At 73.6% G+C, this 17,861-nt stretch carries 21 protein-coding genes; 4 read left to right on the plus strand and 17 right to left on the minus strand.

Annotated elements, in window-relative coordinates; all coding sequences use genetic code 11:
- The first annotated feature begins 68 nt into the window (after positions 1-68).
- On the plus strand, positions 69-623 hold the full coding sequence (locus I8N68_RS02725; RefSeq protein ID WP_200207175.1) for an arsenate reductase/protein-tyrosine-phosphatase family protein: 555 nt from the start codon (positions 69-71) through the stop codon (positions 621-623).
- On the opposite strand, the gene I8N68_RS02730 is transcribed toward I8N68_RS02725, so the two are convergent.
- A complete protein-coding gene (locus I8N68_RS02730; protein ID WP_200207178.1) occupies positions 604-2,049 on the minus strand; it encodes a tyrosine-protein kinase domain-containing protein in 1,446 nt (481 codons plus the stop codon). The two genes, I8N68_RS02725 and I8N68_RS02730, sit on opposite strands and share 20 nt — an antisense overlap.
- A 375-nt stretch (positions 2,050-2,424) precedes the next feature.
- On the opposite strand from I8N68_RS02730, the gene I8N68_RS32630 reads away from it, so the two are divergent.
- Positions 2,425-2,721 (plus strand): hypothetical protein, encoded by a 297-nt coding sequence (locus I8N68_RS32630; protein WP_234038665.1) that lies wholly within the window; start codon positions 2,425-2,427, stop codon positions 2,719-2,721.
- Between the two features lie 434 nt (positions 2,722-3,155).
- On the opposite strand, the gene I8N68_RS02740 is transcribed toward I8N68_RS32630, so the two are convergent.
- From I8N68_RS02740 to I8N68_RS02785, 10 genes are all read right to left on the minus strand, one after another.
- On the minus strand, positions 3,156-3,359 hold the full coding sequence (locus tag I8N68_RS02740) for a hypothetical protein (protein ID WP_200208039.1): 204 nt from the start codon (positions 3,357-3,359) through the stop codon (positions 3,156-3,158).
- Positions 3,356-3,688: a hypothetical protein gene (locus I8N68_RS02745; RefSeq protein ID WP_200207181.1), complete on the minus strand. Its 333-nt coding sequence runs from the start codon at positions 3,686-3,688 to the stop codon at positions 3,356-3,358. Before I8N68_RS02745 ends, I8N68_RS02740 begins: the two co-directional genes overlap by 4 nt.
- Complete coding sequence (locus tag I8N68_RS02750) at positions 3,685-4,053, minus strand: DUF1622 domain-containing protein (RefSeq protein WP_200207184.1); 369 nt, start codon at positions 4,051-4,053, stop codon at positions 3,685-3,687. Before I8N68_RS02750 ends, I8N68_RS02745 begins: the two co-directional genes overlap by 4 nt.
- 65 nt (positions 4,054-4,118) lie before the next feature.
- The gene (locus tag I8N68_RS02755; protein ID WP_200207186.1) at positions 4,119-4,706 is read right to left on the minus strand and encodes a TMEM165/GDT1 family protein; all 588 of its coding nucleotides are present in this window, start codon (positions 4,704-4,706) and stop codon (positions 4,119-4,121) included.
- A gap of 239 nt (positions 4,707-4,945) precedes the next feature.
- Complete coding sequence (gene egtD / locus I8N68_RS02760) at positions 4,946-5,911, minus strand: L-histidine N(alpha)-methyltransferase (RefSeq protein ID WP_200207189.1); 966 nt, start codon at positions 5,909-5,911, stop codon at positions 4,946-4,948.
- Positions 5,912-5,966: 55 nt separating this feature from the next.
- Entirely contained in the window at positions 5,967-6,713 is a 747-nt protein-coding gene (gene egtC, locus I8N68_RS02765) for an ergothioneine biosynthesis protein EgtC (RefSeq protein WP_200207201.1), read from the minus strand.
- A gap of 96 nt (positions 6,714-6,809) precedes the next feature.
- On the minus strand, positions 6,810-8,138 hold the full coding sequence (gene egtB, locus I8N68_RS02770) for an ergothioneine biosynthesis protein EgtB (RefSeq protein ID WP_200208041.1): 1,329 nt from the start codon (positions 8,136-8,138) through the stop codon (positions 6,810-6,812).
- 5 nt (positions 8,139-8,143) lie between these two features.
- Positions 8,144-9,379: an ergothioneine biosynthesis glutamate--cysteine ligase EgtA gene (egtA, locus tag I8N68_RS02775; RefSeq protein ID WP_200207203.1), complete on the minus strand. Its 1,236-nt coding sequence runs from the start codon at positions 9,377-9,379 to the stop codon at positions 8,144-8,146.
- Between the two features lie 153 nt (positions 9,380-9,532).
- Positions 9,533-10,312, minus strand: a complete 780-nt coding sequence (locus I8N68_RS02780; RefSeq protein WP_200207204.1) for a prolipoprotein diacylglyceryl transferase — start codon at positions 10,310-10,312, stop codon at positions 9,533-9,535.
- 15 nt (positions 10,313-10,327) lie between these two features.
- Positions 10,328-10,969, minus strand: coding sequence for an RNA polymerase sigma factor (locus I8N68_RS02785; RefSeq protein ID WP_200207205.1), 642 nt, complete (start codon positions 10,967-10,969; stop codon positions 10,328-10,330).
- A 551-nt stretch (positions 10,970-11,520) separates the two neighbouring features.
- Between I8N68_RS02785 and I8N68_RS02790 the strand changes: the two genes are divergently transcribed.
- Positions 11,521-12,897: a serine/threonine-protein kinase gene (locus I8N68_RS02790; protein ID WP_200207209.1), complete on the plus strand. Its 1,377-nt coding sequence runs from the start codon at positions 11,521-11,523 to the stop codon at positions 12,895-12,897.
- Between the two features lie 167 nt (positions 12,898-13,064).
- Here I8N68_RS02790 and I8N68_RS02795 read toward each other — a convergent pair whose 3' ends face one another.
- The 4 genes from I8N68_RS02795 to I8N68_RS02810 form a co-directional block, all read right to left on the minus strand.
- Entirely contained in the window at positions 13,065-13,730 is a 666-nt protein-coding gene (locus I8N68_RS02795; protein WP_200207211.1) for a response regulator, read from the minus strand.
- Entirely contained in the window at positions 13,727-14,962 is a 1,236-nt protein-coding gene (locus tag I8N68_RS02800; protein WP_200208043.1) for a sensor histidine kinase, read from the minus strand. Before I8N68_RS02800 ends, I8N68_RS02795 begins: the two co-directional genes overlap by 4 nt.
- A complete protein-coding gene (locus I8N68_RS02805) occupies positions 14,959-15,324 on the minus strand; it encodes a hypothetical protein (protein WP_200207213.1) in 366 nt (121 codons plus the stop codon). Before I8N68_RS02805 ends, I8N68_RS02800 begins: the two co-directional genes overlap by 4 nt.
- 62 nt (positions 15,325-15,386) lie before the next feature.
- Entirely contained in the window at positions 15,387-15,626 is a 240-nt protein-coding gene (locus I8N68_RS02810) for a GntR family transcriptional regulator (RefSeq protein ID WP_200207215.1), read from the minus strand.
- A gap of 386 nt (positions 15,627-16,012) precedes the next feature.
- Between I8N68_RS02810 and I8N68_RS02815 the strand changes: the two genes are divergently transcribed.
- Positions 16,013-16,273 carry a hypothetical protein gene (locus tag I8N68_RS02815; protein WP_372433669.1) on the plus strand — a complete coding sequence of 87 codons (261 nt, stop codon included), beginning with the start codon at positions 16,013-16,015 and terminating at the stop codon, positions 16,271-16,273.
- 16 nt (positions 16,274-16,289) lie between these two features.
- On the opposite strand, the gene I8N68_RS02820 is transcribed toward I8N68_RS02815, so the two are convergent.
- A complete protein-coding gene (locus I8N68_RS02820; RefSeq protein WP_200207220.1) occupies positions 16,290-17,048 on the minus strand; it encodes a hypothetical protein in 759 nt (252 codons plus the stop codon).
- A 7-nt stretch (positions 17,049-17,055) separates the two neighbouring features.
- The gene (locus I8N68_RS02825) at positions 17,056-17,733 is read right to left on the minus strand and encodes a DUF305 domain-containing protein (RefSeq protein WP_200207221.1); all 678 of its coding nucleotides are present in this window, start codon (positions 17,731-17,733) and stop codon (positions 17,056-17,058) included.
- Between the last annotated feature and the right edge of the window lie 128 nt (positions 17,734-17,861).

Consider the following 17,861-nt stretch of genomic DNA (forward strand, 5'->3'; position numbering starts at 1 on the left):
GCCGCGACCGCCGGAACACCGCCGTCGCGGCACCACCTGCCGCGACCGCGCCGACGAGAGGGGTGCAGATGGTCGACGAGGTGCTCTTCGTCTGCCACGCCAACATGTGCCGGTCACCGATGGCGGAGTACATCGCGCGCCGGCTCCTCGCCGCGCACCCGGTCGCGGTGGCCAGCGCGGGCACGGACGCGGTCGACGGCGCGCCGATGCACCCGTACGCCGTCGACCTGGCGGCGGAGACCGGCGCGGACCCGACCGGTTTCCGCGCCCGCAGGCTGCGCCCGCAACACCTGGCCACGGCCACGCTGGTGCTGACCGCCACCCGGCGACAGCGCTCGCACTGCACCGCGTTGGCCCCGGAGGTGCTGCACCGGACGTTCACGCTGCGCCAGTTCGCCCGGCTGGCCGCGGCCGCCGAGGCGCCGAAGGACCTGGCCGAGCGGCCGTTGCGGGCGGCGGTCGAGGCGGCCGCCCGCGCGCGGGGGCGGCTGCAACCCGCCGCCCCCGACGCGGACGACCTGCGTGACCCGATCGGCGGCTCGCCGGCCGATTTCCGGCGGTGCGCCGAGGAGATCGAGCGGTCGATCAGACCGGTGCTGGCGCTCATCGGGACAGCCGGGTGAGTTCCTGAGTCCGGTCGCCGACCTCGTTCGTCCCGGCCGTCCCGCCCCGCCGGCCGGTAGGCACCGAAGGCGCGGCCGGCACGGTCACCCGGTACGCCTCGTACTGGTACGCGTCCCCCTTGGGCATCTTGGCCATGTTCAGCACGCAGCCGAGCAGCCGGACCGAGACCGAGTTCAGTGACCGCGCGGCGGCCGCCACCTGGCTGCGGGAGGTCCGGCCCTGCTGGGTGACGAGGAGCGCGCCGTCGGCCTGCACCGCGACCACCACGCCGTCGGTGACGGCGAGCAGGGGCGCGGTGTCGATGACGACGATGTCCGCGGACTCGCGCAGCCCCAGCAGCAGGTCCGCCATCGCCTTGGAGCCGAGCAGCTCGCTCGGGTTCGGCGGCGCGGAGCCACTGGGAAGCACCAGCAGCGACTTCTCGCCCCAGCGCTGCACGACGTCACCCACCTGGACATCGCCGACCAGGACGTCGGTGAGGCCGACGCCGCCGTCGAGGCCGAGGTAGTCGGCCACCTTGGGCCGCCGCAGGTCGGCATCGATGAGCAGCACCCGCCAGCCCGCCTCGGCCAGCGCGATGGCGGTGTTGCAGGCCATGGTGGTCTTGCCCTCGCCCTGGAGGGCGCTGGTCACCGCGATCACCCGGGCCGGCTCGTGCACGTCGACGAAGCGCAGGTTGGTACGCAGCTTGCGGACGGCCTCCGCGCGCGCCGAGTTCGCCGCCTCCCCCACGATCAGCGGGGCGTTGCGCGCGCTGCTCTCGAACGGGATCTCCCCCAGCAGCGGGCTGCCGGTCACCCGCTGGAGCGCGGCGGCGTCCCGCATCCGGACGTCCGCCAACCCGCGCAGCACGGCGAGCGCCATGCCGATCAGCAGGCCGAGCACGCCGCCGATGATCAGGTTGCGGGTCGGCTGGGGAGCGACCGGGCTGGCACTCACCCGGGGGCCGCTGACCACCTCCAGCTTGATCGGGGCGGACGTGGCCCCCGGCGGCGTCTCGACCTTCTGCACCAGCTCCACGAACTTCGCGGAGAGCGCCTCGGTGATCTTCAACGCCCGGGTCTGGTCGGTGTCGGTGACCGTGGCCTTGAGCAGCACCGTGCCCGCCTCGGTGGCGGTGGTGACGCGCCGCTGCACCTGGTCGGCGGTGAGGCCGACCGGGCTCTCGGCCACCACGCTCTGCGCCAGCCGGTCGCTGGTGAGCAGGTCGGCGTACGACTTCACGCGCTGCTGAAGGAAGAGCCCGCCTTGGTACGCGTCGGTGACGCCCTGGCTGGGCGTGGTGACGAAGAACGTCACCGAGGCCACGTAGCGGGGCGGCGTCCGCACCGTGATGAGGGCGGCCGTGCCCAGCGCCGCCATCAGGGTGATCAGCACGATCCACCAGTGGCGCCGGACCAGGCGCAGGTAGCTGCGGATGTCCATCACAGCCCCCTTCGCGTCGGCACGATTATCCGATCAAACTGCACGAAAGCCCCCTAAAACGCCCAGTACACGTGCCAGTGTCCAAAGCGGTCATCCTTCTCAGTGAATCACCCAACGAATGTAGACGATCAGAGCGGCACACAAGTACCAAATCCTCCCATTACCGGATCAGATGCAGAGGGCAACCATGGATCGGGAAGCCACCACCGCCGAAACCGCGACGGCGCCATCCGCCGGGGCCACCCACCGCCCACCGCCCGGCGACCCCGTCTCTGTTAACGCTGGACACGGTCGCCTGGTGCGCCGGATTTCTGGGTGCCGCCTGGACGCGCTTCGAATTCGGCCTGACCGCCGGTGCCGGCCAGCACTCCCCTGGTGGGCGCCGCGGTCGCCCTGCTCCTGATAGGTGCCGGGCGGGCCGCCTGGCGCGCCCGCCGGAAGCGCCGCCACCAGCCGGTCCGCAACGCCGAGCGGTGCCTCGTCTACGGGGTGGACGAGGCGGGCGAACGGCTGGTCCGCGTGCTGTGGGCGATCCGGGCGGCCGCTACCTCCCGGTCGGTCTGCTCGACGACCACCCCGGACACCGGGGCCTGCGCCTGGCCGGGCTCCGCGTGCTCGGTGGCCGGGAGCAGCTCGCTGAGACCGTCCGCCGGACCGGAGCGCGCACGGTGATCTTCTCGATGAGCGGGTCGGACGCCGAGCTGATGCGCGACGTCCGAAGCCGGACACTCCAGGCCGGCGCCGCCTTCAAGGTGCTCCCGCCGGTGCCCGAGCTGCTGGACCGACCGGTGGCGGTCACCGACGTGCGGGACATGCAGATCACCGACCTGGTCGGGCGGGCGCAGCGGGTGGCCGACCTGGTGGTGGAACGCAACGGGCTGGCCGGCCGACGGGTCCTGGTCACCGGCGCGGGCGGCTCCATCGGGTCGGAGCTGTGCCCCCCGTACGGCGACCCGGACGAGCTGATCAAGCGGTTGGCGGTGCTCTGCGCGGAGCGCGGTGCCGCTGACGGCGGTACCCGGACCGCGCTGACCACGCGGCGCGGTGGGACGGCCCGGTCCGGTCGGGCGCCCCCTCGCGCCCGTACCGCGGCTCCCGCCACCCGGTCAGCGCCGGCGCTCGGCCGCGCGCTCCTCCTCGGTCTCCTCGGTCTCCTCGAGCGCGTCGGCGAACGGCTCGGTGAAGTCGTCGCCCGGCACCGCGATCTCCTCGATCCGGTCCTGCTCGTCGGGGCGTCCACCGGGCGGTGGCTCCGGAGCCGTGGCGCCACCGGAAAAGCCGAACTCGTTGGGCTCGTCGTGCTTGCTCATGCGGTTGTCCTCCGGTCTTCTCCGTGTTCGCCTCTCGCCGCCAACGCTAAGCGGTGATCGTCTCCCGCGCAGCGCGGCGGCGATGTTGGGGCCGAACCCGGTGTGCCGGCGGCCAGGGTGACCCAGAGGACGCGCCGCAGGACCACCACGGCGGCCGCCACCGCCAGCGCCGTCCAGCCACCCGCCACCGAGAGGTGCAGCAGTCCGGCGGCGACCAGCAGGTCCAGCAGGATCCGCAGCGCGGCCCGCCAGGATCCGGTGGTGACCAGCGCCGCGAAGCCGGCGAGAAAGGCCAGCACGGTGGCCAGGTCGCCCAGCGGCTCCGTCACGGCGGCGGTCCGGTGCGCTCCTGGCTCACCTGCCGCTGCTCCTGGGCGATCTCCCGGCGGAGGAAGAAGTTCAGCCCCGTCCGGATGGCGGCGATCGCCGCGAGCTGCCCGATCTGGGTGAAGGTCGGCGAGACCGCGGTGCGCAGGATGTCGGCGGCGAGCTGGAACTCCAGCCCCAGAGTGAGGAACCGGCCCAGGGAGAGCCGGATCGGCGTGAACATAGCGGCGTCGCGGTGCCGCAGTCCGACGACCACGAACCGCAGCGCCGCCCAGAGCGCCCCGACGAAGATGATCAGCGCGCCGGCGACCTCCACCACGGCGACCGCGATCTGGTCGCCGTGGCGCAGGAGCTCCGACCACCGCACCCCGGGGCGTTACCCGTCCCTGACGGCGGTAGTCGGCGGGCTGACCCGGCCGGACGGCCCGGGGCTCAGGAGAGCTCGTTGACCGCCTCGAGGACCAGCCAGAGGCCGCAGATGGCGAAGAGCACCGCGGCGCCGTACCGGATGGCCTTCTCCGGCAGGTGCCGGCCGAGCAGCCGGCCGACCAGGATCGCGAGGGCGTCGGCGGCCACCATGCCCAGTGTCGAGCCCAGCCAGGTGCCGAACCAGCCGTACTTGGTGGCCAGGGTGATGGTGGCGAGCATGGTCTTGTCGCCCAGCTCGGCCAGGAAGAAGGCGACACCGACGGCGATGATCGCCGACTTGCCGGTCTTCTCGGCCTTGCGCCTCTCCTCCTCGGTGAGCTTGTCCCCGCGCAGGGTCCACGCGCCGAAGCCGAGGAACGCCAGGCCCGCGATCAGCGAGATCCAGCCGGTGGGCAGGGCCGCGTTGAGGCCGTACCCGATCGCCACCGACGCCAGGTGCACGACCGCGGTGGCGACGGTGATGCCGATCAGCACCGGCACGGGCTTGAACCTGGTGGCGAACGTCAGCGCCATGAGCTGGGACTTGTCGCCCAGCTCGGCGACGAAGATGACGCCGAAGCTGACCAGCAGCGCGACGAGGAAACCGTCCATGTGAACCTTCCCGATCAAGCCGGGAGGAGGTACGGGGCGCCCTCGACCCGGCTGCGACAGCCTGAGTCGAAGGTCTCGCCCGCCCCGGGAACGGGGCCGCGTGGCCGGATGCGGAACGCATCAGTATGTCGACCACGACATTGGGGGCTACTCCCCTTCGCGCCGACCACCCTAGCCCACCACGGGCGGCGGGACCGCCGCAGGTGATCACCCTCACCCCCGGCGCGGCCCCCGGCCGCTCAGTCGGCCTTGGCCAGGGTGACGCCGAACAGCCCCTCGGGGTCGGTCCAGAACGCCCGCGTCGCGAACCCGGCGTCGGTCAGCTCCGCCGCGATCCCCTCCGGTCGGAACTTCGCCGAGATCTCGGTCCGCAGCTCCTCCCCGGCGGCGAACTCGACATCCAGGTCGAGCACCCGCACCCGCATCCGACGCTCCGCGCGCAACCGCATCTCGACCCACTCGTGCTGCGGGTCCCAGACCGCCACGTGCGTGAACGCCTCCGGGTCGAAGTTCGCGCCCAGCTTCCGGTTGATCACCCGGAGCACGTTGCGGTTGAAATCGGCGGTCACCCCGGCCGTGTCGTTGTACGCCGGCACGATCACCGCCGGGTCCTTGACCAGGTCGGCGCCGAGCAGCAGCCAGTCACCGGCCTCCAGCGCGGCCCGCATCGAGGTCAGGAACTCCGCCCGCTCCACCGGCAGCAGGTTGCCGATCGTCCCGCCGAGGAAGAGCACCAGCCGCCGGCCGCCGGTGGGCAGCCGGTCCAGCTGCCGGGTGAAGTCACCGACGATGCCGCGCACCCGCAACCCCGGGTAGTCGGCGGCGATATCCACGGTGGACTGCCGGAGCGCGCTGACCGACACGTCCAGCGGCACGAAGGTGCCCAGCCCGCCGCGCCGGGTGAAGGCGTCCAGCAGCAGCCGGGTCTTCTCCGACGAACCGGACCCCAGTTCGATCAGTGTCTTCGCGCCCGTCCTCTCGGCGATCTGATCGGCTCGCTCCGCCAGCACGGCCCGTTCGGCCCGCGTCGGGTAGTACTCCGGCAGCCGGGTGATCTCCTCGAAGAGGTGGCTGCCCCGGGCGTCGTAGAACCACTTCGGTGGCAGCCATTTCGGCTCGGCGGTCAGCCCGAACCGCACGTCCTCGCGCAGGCTGCGGCCGAGGTCCTGCTCCTCCAGGTAGATCTCGAGTGGCTCCGCGCTCATGAGGTGTCCCTTCCGTTGGCGAACGTCCCTGTCCCACCTGCGAAAAACTCCGGCGTCACCCGTCCGCCAGGGCACGCGTACGCACCCCGCCCCGGGTGGCCACCACCAGTTGCCCGTCCGGCACCGGCCGCCAGTCGGGGTCGTCGTCGAGCGGTTCGGAGGCCAGCAGCACCGCGTCCTGCGTGGCCCGCATCGACAGGGCGTGGCCGGTGGCGCTGGCCACCACCGTCCGGCCGTCGGTGAGCAGCAGGTTCAGCCGGGAGCCGGGGGCGGCCGCCCCAACCGCCGCCACCGTCGCGGCGACCGCCGCGGCCGGATCCTCGCCGCCGCGCAGCCGGTGCCGAACCAGGGCCCAGAGCAGGGCGGAGTCGGTCGGCGCGTCCAGCGTGATCAGGTCACGCACCGGCAGCTCGGCGGCGAGCGGTACCACCGCGTCCGGCCAGCCCTGGACCACCCCGTTGTGGCTGAACAACCAACGGCCCTCGGTGAAGGGCGCGGCGGCGGACTCCTGCGTCGGCATTCCGACGGTGGCGGACCGGACGGCGGCCAGCACCGCACCGGCGACCGTGACGCCGGCCAGCCCGGGCAGGGTGGTGTCGCTCCACAGCGGTCCGTCGCGCCGGTAGCGGATCGGATCGCCGTCGGCCGGGTACCAGCCGACGCCGAAGCCGTCGGCGTTGATGGTGCCGCCGCCGCGCATGTCCCGCGGTGCCCAGGACTGCCGCAGCAACGAGTACGGCGGGTCGTACAGCAGGCTCCGCAGGCTGACCGGCGGCCCGAGGTAGGCGAGGTGGCGACACATCAGGCGGCACCGCCGCTCACGCCGCCGCCCCGCTGCGCTCCCCGGCGGCGCGAGGTGCCGCGCTGCTGAGCCGGATGCCTCGCTCGCTCCGCGCGCTCACGGGTGCGCCTCCTCGGGCCGGGCGTCGCGGGCGCAGCGGAACCCGCTGAAGATCTGCCGCCGGATGGGGTAGTCCCAGTTGCGGAACGTGCCCCGGCAGGCCGCCTTGTCGGTGCCGAAGGAGCCGCCCCGCAGCACCCGGTGATCGTCGCCGAAGAAGACCTCGGAGTACTCCCGGTACGGGAACGCGGCGAAGCCGGGATGGCCCCGGAACGCCGTCGAGGTCCACTCCCACACGTCGCCGATCAGCTGGTGCACGCCCAGCGGCGAGGCCCCCGCCGGGTACGCGCCCACCGGCGCCGGCCCCAGGTGCCGCTGCCCCAGGTTGGCGTGCTCGGCGGTCGGCTCCTCGTCGCCCCACGGGTAGCGGCGGGACCGGCCGGTCGCCGGATCCCAGCGTGCCGCCTTCTCCCACTCCGCCTCGGTAGGCAGCCGCCGGCCGGCCCACGCCGCGTACGCTTCCGCCTCGTACCAGCAGACGTGCACCACCGGCTCGTCGTCGCGGATCGCCGACCAATGGCCGAACCGCCGGTACGCCCAGCCGTCGCCGTCCCGCCGCCAGTGCATCGGCGCGGTCAGCCCCGCCTCGGTGCGGTGCCGCCAGCCGGCCTCGCTCCACCAGCGCGGCTCGTCGTACCCGCCGTCGGCGATGAACTCGCGGTACCGGCCGTTGGTCACCGGCGCGGCGTCGATCACGTACGCGGGCAGGTCGACGGTGTGGGCGGGACGCTCGTTGTCCAGTGCCCACGGGTCGGTGGAGGTGCCCATGGTGAACGGGCCGGCAGGGACCAGCACCTCGCCGGCCACCCGGACCCGCGGCTCGGGCGGTGGCGGGGCGTCGAGCACCGGTGGCCCGGAGCGCAGCTGGTGGGTGGCGAGCATTGTCTCGTCGTGCTGCTGCTCGTGCTGCACGATCATCCCGAACGCGAAGCCGTCGGCGACCAACTCCCCGTCGGCGAAGCGGATGCCGTCCAGCAGGTCGTACACCTTGTCCCGGACCGCGCGCACGTAGGCCCGCGCCTCGCCCGGCGGCAGCAGCGGCAGCGACGGCCGGTCCCGGCGGGGCTGCTTGAAGGCGTCGTACAGGTCGTCGATGTCCCGCCGCACCGGCTCGCGTCCGCCGACGTCGCGGACCAGCCAGAGCTCCTCCTGGTTGCCGACGTGGGCCAGGTCCCAGACCAGCGGGGACATCAGCGGGGAGTGCTGCCGCATCAGGTCGTCGTCGTCCACCGCGTCGGTGAGCAAGGCGGTGCGCGCCCGGGTCCGCTCCAGCTCCGCCGCGATCCGGCTGCGCAACGTCTCCGACTCCGTGCCCGGCCGCTGCATCGTGGTCACCGGTGCCCCCTCTCCGCGGCGGCGCGGCGCCGCCGGATTCCTCGGCTCGTCTCCTCGTGCGTCCCCGCCGGCAGCTCCAGGCGGGGCAGGGCCATCAGGGCCAGGTCGAACAGGGCCGCCGCCGTCACGGCGAGCGGCCGGTCACCGAGGCCGTACCGGGCCGCCGCGTGCCAGCGGTCGGCCACCGGGGCGGCGGCGGTGAGCGCGGCCCGGGTGGTGCCCGGGTCGGCGAACAGGGCGGCCAGCACCGCGAGCGGCAGCGTCCACTCCCGACGGGGCTGGGCGTCCAGGTAGCGGACCTCCAGGTAGCCGCGCGGGCGTACCGGCGGGAAGAGCGTGCTGACGTGGTATTCCAGGTCGTCCGTGGTGGGTGGCCGGGGCAGCGCCCCGGCGAGCCAGTCGGCGAAGGTGACTCCGGCCGGCGGGGTCCAGTCGGGACCGTCACCGCGCAGGCAGAGCAGCGGGGCGGCGAGGACGTACTCGGTCCAGTCCGCGACCGGGTCCCGGTCGGGTCGGGCCGGGGACCACACGGGCCGGGTCCGGGCCGGGTCGATGGCCAGCCAGGCGGCCATCCGGGCGGAGGCCCAGGCGGTACGCCGGCCGGCGTGCCGGTCCGCGGTGGCGAACGCGGCCAGCAGCGGCGGCCCCACGGCGTGCACCGCCGCCCAGCGCTCGGCCAGCCGCTCCGGCTCACCCGCGTCCAGGCAGACCTGCAACCCGGCGGTGCTGTACATCATGGTCCGACCGGCCGATCCCCGCCGGTCGAAGACGCAGCGCATGGCCTGGTAGCGAGGGGTCTCCACCACCGGTCGGGGGGCCCGCCAGGGGTCGATGCCGCTGTGGCCGAGGACCAGGCCGGCGGCATCCAGCGCGGCGGTCAACTCGGCGATGTCGGCCTCGGTGGCCGCGATCAGCGCGGCCAGGGACGATCGGGGCCGGGTGGAGATCTCCACCTGGCCACCCGGCTCCACGGTAACGGTGCCGCCGCCCGTCAGTGGTGCTGCCGGGCTCGCCCCGTCGATGGTGACGGGGCTGTGCCGTCCCAGCGCCCGGCGTAGTCGGTCGCGGTCGACGGGGCGGGCCGGGTCCGCGGCGTCGTGCACGGTCCATTCCAGTTCGACGCCGGTGAACGTCGGTGGGCCGGTCTTGAAGCAGATCCCGGCGAGGTGTCCGACCGCCCCGGCCGTGTCCTCCAGGACGGTGGCCCGGTCCAGCTCCGGCGACATCACCACGAGACGACTCCCTTCCCCGGGCGGCGCGACCCGCCGCGTGTACCCCGACGTCACGGATCGTGACCGACCGTGCGCCGGGCAGTCCCACCATCTTCTGTCTAGCAGACGGGATCGGCCTGCCCCCGGAGATGAATTTTTGTCCGGATCGGCGTGTCAGCCGGGGGCGGCGTGGGTCGGCTTGGCGCTGCGGGCGGCGTCGGGGGTGGGCGGCGTGGTGGACCGGGCGGTGGCGGCGGGCCCGGTCGACCGGGTGGGTTCGGCGCTGGACGGGGACTTCGGGGCAGGCTCGGGGACCAGCCGCAGGCAGTAGCGCTCCACCTGGTCGGCACCGTTGGCGGCGGCCACCAGATCGGCGAAGGCGGACGTCTCCAGCGCCCCGGCGCGCTGCCCGGCCGGCTTGGCGAGGTAGGCCCGGCACAGGCCGGTGAGCTGTTCCGTGCCGGCCGGCCGGCCCGGACCGCCGCTGGTGGCGCCGGGCGTGGTGGAAGGGCCGGTGGTGGGGGCGCCCGGGCCGCTCCCGGTCGGGTCTGCGCTCGGGGTACGCGACGGCGAGCCGTCTTCGCCGGAGCTGCCGGGCGTGGTGGCCGGCGGCGAGGCCGGCTCCTCCGGTCGGTCGAGACTGACCGCGGCGAAGGCCACGCCGGCGGTGGTGGCGGCGGCGAGCCCGGCGACCCAGGCCGCCGCGCCGGCCCGCCACCGCCGGTGCCGGCGCTGCCTGGCCGCCGCGGGGGCGGGCGCCGACCGGGCCGCCCGGAACGCGGCGAGAGCCTGCTCCTCCCCGGACAGCTCGGCCGGGTTCGCGGGCGCGGCCGCGGCCGCGAGCAGGTGCCACAGCGGGTCCGGCTCGGCGGGCGGCCGACCGTCCCGGGCCGCGTCGAGGAGACGCTCGGACTCCGCCCGGTCGGCGGGGCCGTCGGACCGGCGAAAGCTCATGCGAATCCCCTCACGTCATCCGTCCGCCGGCTCGGCGTGCGGCGCGCTGGGCGCCTGCCGTCCCCGGCCGGTACGGGGGCGGGGCGGGGCGGCGTTCCCGGCTCCGCCCGAAGGCTGGTCGGACTGGGCGCGATCCAGCAGGGCGGCGAGTCGGCGCAGCCCCCGGTGGGCGGCGGTGCGGACCGCTCCCGGGCGCCGGCCGAGGACCCGCCCGGCGGTCTCCGCGTCGAGCCCGATCACCGCCCGCAGCAGCACGGCCTCGGCCTCCCGGGGCGGCAGGGTGGAGATCAGTGCGAGCGCCGCCTCGGTACCGATGGTCTCTCCGGCCCGCTCGGCGGTGTCCGCGTCCCCCGCCAGCTCGCTGAGTGCCTGCACCGGCACCGGCAACGACGGCCGGCGCCGCTGCCGGCGCAGATGGTCCATGGCGCGGTTGCGGGCGATGGTCACCGTCCAGGCGCGGAACTCGCCGCCGGTGAAGCTGGGCAGGTCGCGGGAGATCTGCAGCCAGGTCTCCGAGGCGACGTCCTCGGCGTCGGCGCCGACCAGCGCGGTGAGGTAGCGCAACAGGCCGGGCTGCAGGCTGCGGTAGAGAAAGCGGAAGGCTTCCTCGTCACCCGCCTGCGCGGCGACGACCGCCTCGCTCAACTCACCGGTCATGGACCCGCCGTTCCCGCTGTCCCGACCCGTCGGGTCGGCCCTCGCCGCGACCAGCGTGCCCGGCGCCTGCTGCGTCCGGCAACCGGACTACCACCCGCACCATCAGCCCCCCGCTGATCCGATCGCCCCCCGGCGCCGAAGCGGCGGGCGGCACGTATGGACACTCGCCGTGAAGTACGGCCGTCGGCGGACATACCGTACCGGCGTCAAGGGACTGCCCGGAGCCGGGCTAACGCTAGGAGTGGATGGCGGGGGGGACAAGCCGGCGCCCACCTGGGAAAGAGTGAGATTTATCTACGCCGCCACCCGGCGCGTCGACGTAACGACCGATCATCGTCGGACGCTGCGACGCCGGCTGCCCGGGGTTGCCCGAAGGCGGACACACGAAGTGCGCAGCGGCTTTGCTGGCTGATAGTACCCATGTCGTCACGCTGAGCCGAACGGTGCGGGAGCCGGTACCCATTCAGCCCAGCGACTCCGAACCGGCCGCCGTTATCGACCGGAGAGATCGCGGGGAAATACTCCGCCGCCCCGCTGGGTACGGTATTGGGGTGTTGTCTTCGGAAGTCGTGCTCAGCGGTCGGTACCGCCTGGACGAACGCGTCGCCACCGGCGGCATGGGCGACGTCTGGCGTGCCAACGACCAGGTGCTGGGCCGCCAGGTCGCGGTGAAGGTTCTGCTGCCGGCGCTGGTCTCCGACCCCGATTTCATCGCCCGGTTCCGCGCCGAGGCCCGGATCATGGCCTCGCTGCGCAACCCCGGCATCGTGCAGGTCTTCGATTCCGGCGCGGACACGCTGCCCGACGGCAGCCACGCCGACTACCTGGTCATGGAGTTCGTCGAGGGCGAGCCGCTGTCGCGGCGGATCGAGGCTGCCGGTCAGCTCGAGGTCGGCGAGACCATGTCGATCGTGGCGCAGGTGGCCCAGTCGCTGCACGCGGCGCACGCCCGCGGCATCGTGCACCGCGACGTGAAGCCCAGCAATCTGCTGGTCCAGGAGGACGGCACCGTGGTGCTGGTCGACTTCGGGGTGGCCCGGTCGACCAACGTCACCAGCATCACCAGCACGAACGCCGTGCCCGGCACCGCCCTCTACATGGCTCCCGAGCAGGCCGCCGGCCGCCCGGTCTCCGGCGCCACCGACATCTACGCACTCGGCGCGGTGGCGTACTGCTGCCTCACCGGCGGTCCGCCGTTCACCGGCGACAACCCGCTCCAGGTCGCCGTCCGGCACCTCGACGACGAGCCGCCGGAGCTGCCGCACGACATCCCCCAGCCGGTCCGCGAGCTGGTCGCCCGGGCGCTGGCGAAGGACCCGGCGGACCGCTTCGCCACCGGCGCCGCGATGGCCCAGGCGGCCCGGGCCGCGATCTCCGACTCGCCCACCGCCATGGTGGCGCCGATGGCGCTGCGCCGACCGACCGGCCCGATGACCACCCGGGGCGACCTGCCGGCCGCGCCGCCGCCGGTCACCGTGGCCCAGCCCGGGCGCGCGGGCCGGCGCGGCACGCTGGTCGGCGCCCTGGCCGCCGTGCTGGTGGCGCTGGCCGCCCTCGGCGCGGCGCTGGGCGCGGCGAAGTCGGTCGGCAACAACCCGGCCACCACGATCGAGACCACCTCGCCGGGGGTCGCGCCCAGCGACGACGCGGCCGAGGCCCCGGCCGCCACCGAGGCCGCCCCGACCGATCGCGGTGATCGGACCTACCGCCCGGCCGGCCCGGGCAACCGTCCGTCCGCGTCCGCCTCGGCGACACCAACCCCGACACCGAGCGCTTCCACAGCGCCCTCGACGTCGCCCAAGCCCTCCTCAGTCGAGACCACGCCGCCGAGCACCGCGCCGGTGCCAACCGACACGACGACGACCACGGCACCGGTACCGACAGACACCAGCACCACGACGACCCCTCCGATCGTCGCGGAGGGCTGAGCGGCCCGACCTGTCGCCCGCACCGCTGCTCGCCTACTACCCGCCCGCTCGAACGCTCGGCACCACCTGCTCCGTAACGGCCGCCAGGTCCCACTGCTGACGGCCGGAGCGCCGTTGTCGACGGTGCTGGGCGGTGACGCGGCCGTACGACCAGGTCGTACGGCCGCTCAGCCGCCGGGGGTGACCAGCCCGCTCTCGTACGCCAGGACCACCGCCTGCACCCGGTCGCGGAGCTGGAGTTTCGCCAGGATGCGGCCGACGTGGGTCTTCACCGTCGCCTCGGCGACGTGCACCCGGGCGGCGATCTCCGCGTTGGACAGGCCCTGCGCGACGAGCAGCAGCACCTCCCGTTCCCGCTCGGTGAGCTGGGCCAGCCGGGGGTCCTCGGTGGGGCCGGGGCCGAGTTGGCCGGCGAACCGGTCGAGCAGCCGCCGGGTGATCGACGGCGCCACCACCGAGTTGCCCTCGGCGACCACCCGGATCGCCGCCAGCAGTTCCTCCGGCGGGACGTTCTTGAGCAGGAAGCCGCTGGCCCCGGCCTGGAGGGCGGCGAACGCGTCGGCCTCGGTGTCGAAGGTGGTCAGCACCAGCACCCGGGGCCGGCCCTGGGGCCGCCCGGCGCAGATCCGCCGGGTCGCCTCCACCCCGTCCAAGGTCGGCATCCGGATGTCCATCACCACCACGTCGGCGTCGACCCGGTCGAGCACCCGCAGCGCGTCGGCGCCGTCGATCGCCTCGCCGACCACTGTCAGGTCGGGCTGGGAGTCCAGCACCATCTTGAACCCGGCGCGCACCAGCGCCTGGTCGTCCACGATCACCACTCGGATCGTCATGCCGCCACCCCCTCGGCCGCCGACGGTAGCGGCAGCCGTACCTCGACCCGCCACCCCCCGGCCAGGCGCGGCCCGGCGGTGAGGCCGCCGTCGTACACGCTGACCCGCTCGCGCATGCCGACCAGGCCGTGCCCGCCGGACGGCCCCGGCCGGACCATCGGCCGGCCGCGGCCGTCGTCGACGACCCGGACCAGCACGGCGTCGTCGGAGTACCCGAGGTCCAGGTCGACGGCCGCGCCGACCCCGGCGTGCTTGAGCGCGTTCGTCAGCGCCTCCTGCACCACCCGGTAGACGGTCAACTCCAGGCCCGGCGGCAGCGCCACCGGCTCGCCGGTCACCCGCCAGCCGATCCGCAGCCCGGCGGCGCGGAACCGGTCCAGCAGCTCGGGCAGCTCGACCAGCGCCGGCCGACGGTGCACCGGCTCCGCCGACCACCCGTCGCCGTCGCAGGCACCCACCGCGCCGGGCGCAGCCACCGGCTCCGGCCGGCTAGTTTCCCGCAGTACGCCCACCAGCCGGCGCATCTCCTCCAGCGCCTGCCGGCCGGTGTCGGCGACCACCTTGACCGCCTCCCGGGCGGTGGCCGGATCCCGGTCGATGGTGAAGCGCGCCCCGTCGGCCTGGACGATCATCACCGCCATGCTGTGCGCCACGACGTCGTGCAGCTCCCGGGCGATCCGGGTGCGCTCCTCGGCCACCGCCGCCCGCGCCTCGGCCTCCCGCTCGCGTTCCAGGGTGGCGGCCCGCTCCTCCAGGGTGAGCACGTAGAGCCGGCGGGTCCGCACGTTGAGCCCGACCAGCCAGACCGCCCCGGTGACCAGCCCGAAGTAGATCGCGCTCGCCCACCACGCCCCCGGCCCCCTGATCTGGAGGGCGGCGAGCACCACCCCCACCGCGGCCACCATTCCGGCGAGGACGCCGTCGCGCAGCCGGTCGGCGTACTTGACCACGCTGTAGAGGGCGATGAGCACGGCGATGTCGTAGCCCAGCGGGCCCCAACCGGCGAGCACCTGGCTGAGCGCGAGCGCGGCCACCACGACCGCCACCGGCGTCGGGTGCGACCGCCGGAACAGCAGCGCCGCCGCCATCGCGAAGCCGACCGCGGTCGCCTTCCAGCCGCCGGGCTGGGTGACCACGCCGAGGACGGCGAAGAGGGCCACCAGGCCGGACACGGCGACGTCGAACGCGACGCCGCGCAGCGGCCGACCGAAGATGGCGGGGTTCACGGTCACCCAGCGTACGGGCCGTCCCACTCGTCGATGCTTACCGTCGGCCCCGCTTCGAAGCCAGCGGCCACGGCGACCGACCACGCGACCCACTCAGCGGCGAACCGCCCGCCCACCCGGTGCAACCTGGCCCGCCCCGGCGCGGGCCAAGCCGACCCGGTGATGGTCACTGTCCAGCCGTCGACCGCGCCAGGCGCCCAGTCGCACACCGCCCGGCTGAGGGCATCGGCCTCAGCGCGGGAACTCAGCGCGACCCGGATCTCCGTGTCGCCGACCAGCTCGGGCAACAACGCGGTCGCCCGTCTCAGGTGGGCCAGCAGGTGGGCGGTACCCGAGGCCCGCTCGGGGTGCCCTTCGCCGGCGGCCAACGTGACGCAGGCTGGCGTGCGGTCAGACGCCGGCCGATCGTCGTGCCCTCGCCGGCCGGTCCTCACGTGGAACGTTCGGCGACGAAGACGCCCAGACCCTGATGGCCGTACAGTTCGCCGGTCTCGATGAGGATCGTGATGGCCTGGCGAACCGTCGACTGACTGCCGACCTCGTACAGGTCGGCGAGAGCCTTGGTCGAGGGCAGCTTGTGTCCGGGAGGCCACTCGCCCGAGGCGATGCGTTCCCTGATATCGGCGATGATCCGCCGATAATGCGGCTCGAACTTCCGTGGTGCGGGCATGCGAAGTACTCCCAGCTAGGCCCACACATCTGATCACGCCGAGCGGGAGAACTTCAAGAGCAACGTTGGCTTTACCAGTATTGTCGGTAGGGTGCGGAGGTGAGGAAAGGCCCAGCTAGGCACTGCGGCCCCTTCCTTGGTCGGAGCAGCATCCGGACGGTCAACAGGGTTTGTCGGCCGTGGCGACCGGCTGACTGCTCCGACGCCAACGACATCCGCGGCGGCAGAGCGGCCGCCAGGAAGCAGGCCCGGGGTGGGTGCCGGGCTCCGGCCGGTGTGGGCGCGCGCTCACGCCGGCCGCCCCCGCCCGCCTCGGTGCCACCTGCCCATCGACCAGGGAGGGACATGGACCCGATCGACGACTCGCCCGACAGCCGGTGGCACCGGTGAGCGCGCCCCGCTGGATCGTGCACCTCCCCACCACCCTCACCAGCCTGGACGAGGCGATCTCCCTGACCGTCGCGCTGCGAAACTCACTGCGCCACGTCACGGCCATCGACTTCGGCGAGGCCACCCTCAGCGAGGAGGACCGCCAGTTCGTGCGTACCCGGGTGTGGTGCGACGCCCGGGCGAGCGGCTCCGCCCGCTGTCTCCTTCGAGCTGACCACGATGGACCCTGTACCCGACCGGACGGGAGGTCCCGGTAGAGAAAGGGGTGAGCCGTCAGGCGAACCGTTCGGTCGTCACGGGAATCAGCCCTTGCTGGCGCAGGACGGAGGTCAGCTCGTGCAGCACCGGCCTGACGGCGTCGTCGGCGTCGGTCGCCAACGAGGCGGTCAGGTCGAGGCACCAGGCGAGGTTCCGGCCGATCCTGCGGAGGTTCCAGGCGAAGAGATCAGCCCCTACCCGCATTCGGCCCGCGGGCATCCCTTGTGCCGCCGGATGGGCGACATCGCCTTCGGCCGACGTCCGCCAAACGGCATTGAGCTCCGCCAGTTGGTCCGCACGAAGGTCCCTGGCAAACAGGACCCGGTAGACCCGCTTCTCGTGGCATCCGTCCGGTGCGTCTGCCGGGCCGAGCCGGAGCGGCGGCGCGGTCGCGAACGGTTCGTAGTCACGGAAGTAGGTGCGCAGCACCGCTTCGGGGGGCAGCCGTCCGGCGCCAAGCTGCCGGAAGACCGCCTCGGCGACCCCACGGCCGACCGGCGTCACCCGCCCGGACAGTTCCGGGTCGGTACGCATGCCGCGGCTGAACGATGCGGAACTCCACCAGCGGCCGTCCGCCGGCGTCCATCCTGCGCTGTGCAGGCCCACCGTCACGCAGTGGCGGTCTCGGACGAACTCCTCGATCACGATCCCCTCCGGACTGGACGGACGGCCGTCGGCGGGCGAGAGGATCAGGTAGTAGTCGAGCTGGGCTCGCGACTCGGCGGAATCAACAACCGCTGCCATTCGCCCGGTCCGTCGCGGATCGGTGGTCATGTCGTGGTCAGCGAGCCAACAGCTCGTGCATGCGGTTGATCTCCACGGCCTGTTCGGTGGCGACGGAGTTGGCGAACTCCGACAGGGTGAGATCCGAGCCGACCTTGAGCAGATTCGTGGCCATCTCGACGGCACCCTGGTGGTGCTCGGTCATCATCCGCACGAAGAGCCGGTCGAACTCTGCGCCCCGGGCGGCGGCGAGCTGGTGCATCGCCTCCGGCGACTGCATGCCACGCATCGTGCCGTGGTCGTGCCCCGCCACCTCTGGCGAGAGGCCGCGGTTCTGCAGCCAGCCGCGCATCATGTCGATCTCCGGCCCCTGGCTGGCCCGGATCCGGTCGGCCAGGGCGCGGACGTCGGAGTCGGCGGCCCGGTCGGGGGCCAGCGCGGCCATCTCCAGGGCCTGCGCGTGATGCGGGATCATCATCCGCACGAACCAGACGTCCATTGAGTTGTGCGGGGCCGGACCGACGTCGCCGATCTCCCCGGCCGCCCGTACGGCCGCCGACTCACCCGGCCGCCCGGGCACGATGACTGCGGGGCCGGTCGGGGCGGGCGTGCCCGCCGGGGCGGAGCCGGGTCGTGCGGAGCCTGACCCGCCGGAGTGGACCACGATGAGGATCACCACCGGCAGCGCGAGGGCCAGTGTGACGATCGCCAGGGTCCGGGCGCGCCAGTTGGTCATGAGCCACTCCCTGAGGTCGAGGTCACCGCGATGGTATCCATTCACCAGGGCGCCGACATGTGACCCAGGTCACATCGATCGACATCAGCGGACGGTAAGGTGTGGACACTCATCATCCCCTTGCGAAG

The organism is Micromonospora coerulea (assembly GCF_016598485.1).
In the GTDB taxonomy this organism is placed as follows: domain Bacteria; phylum Actinomycetota; class Actinomycetes; order Mycobacteriales; family Micromonosporaceae; genus Micromonospora; species Micromonospora coerulea.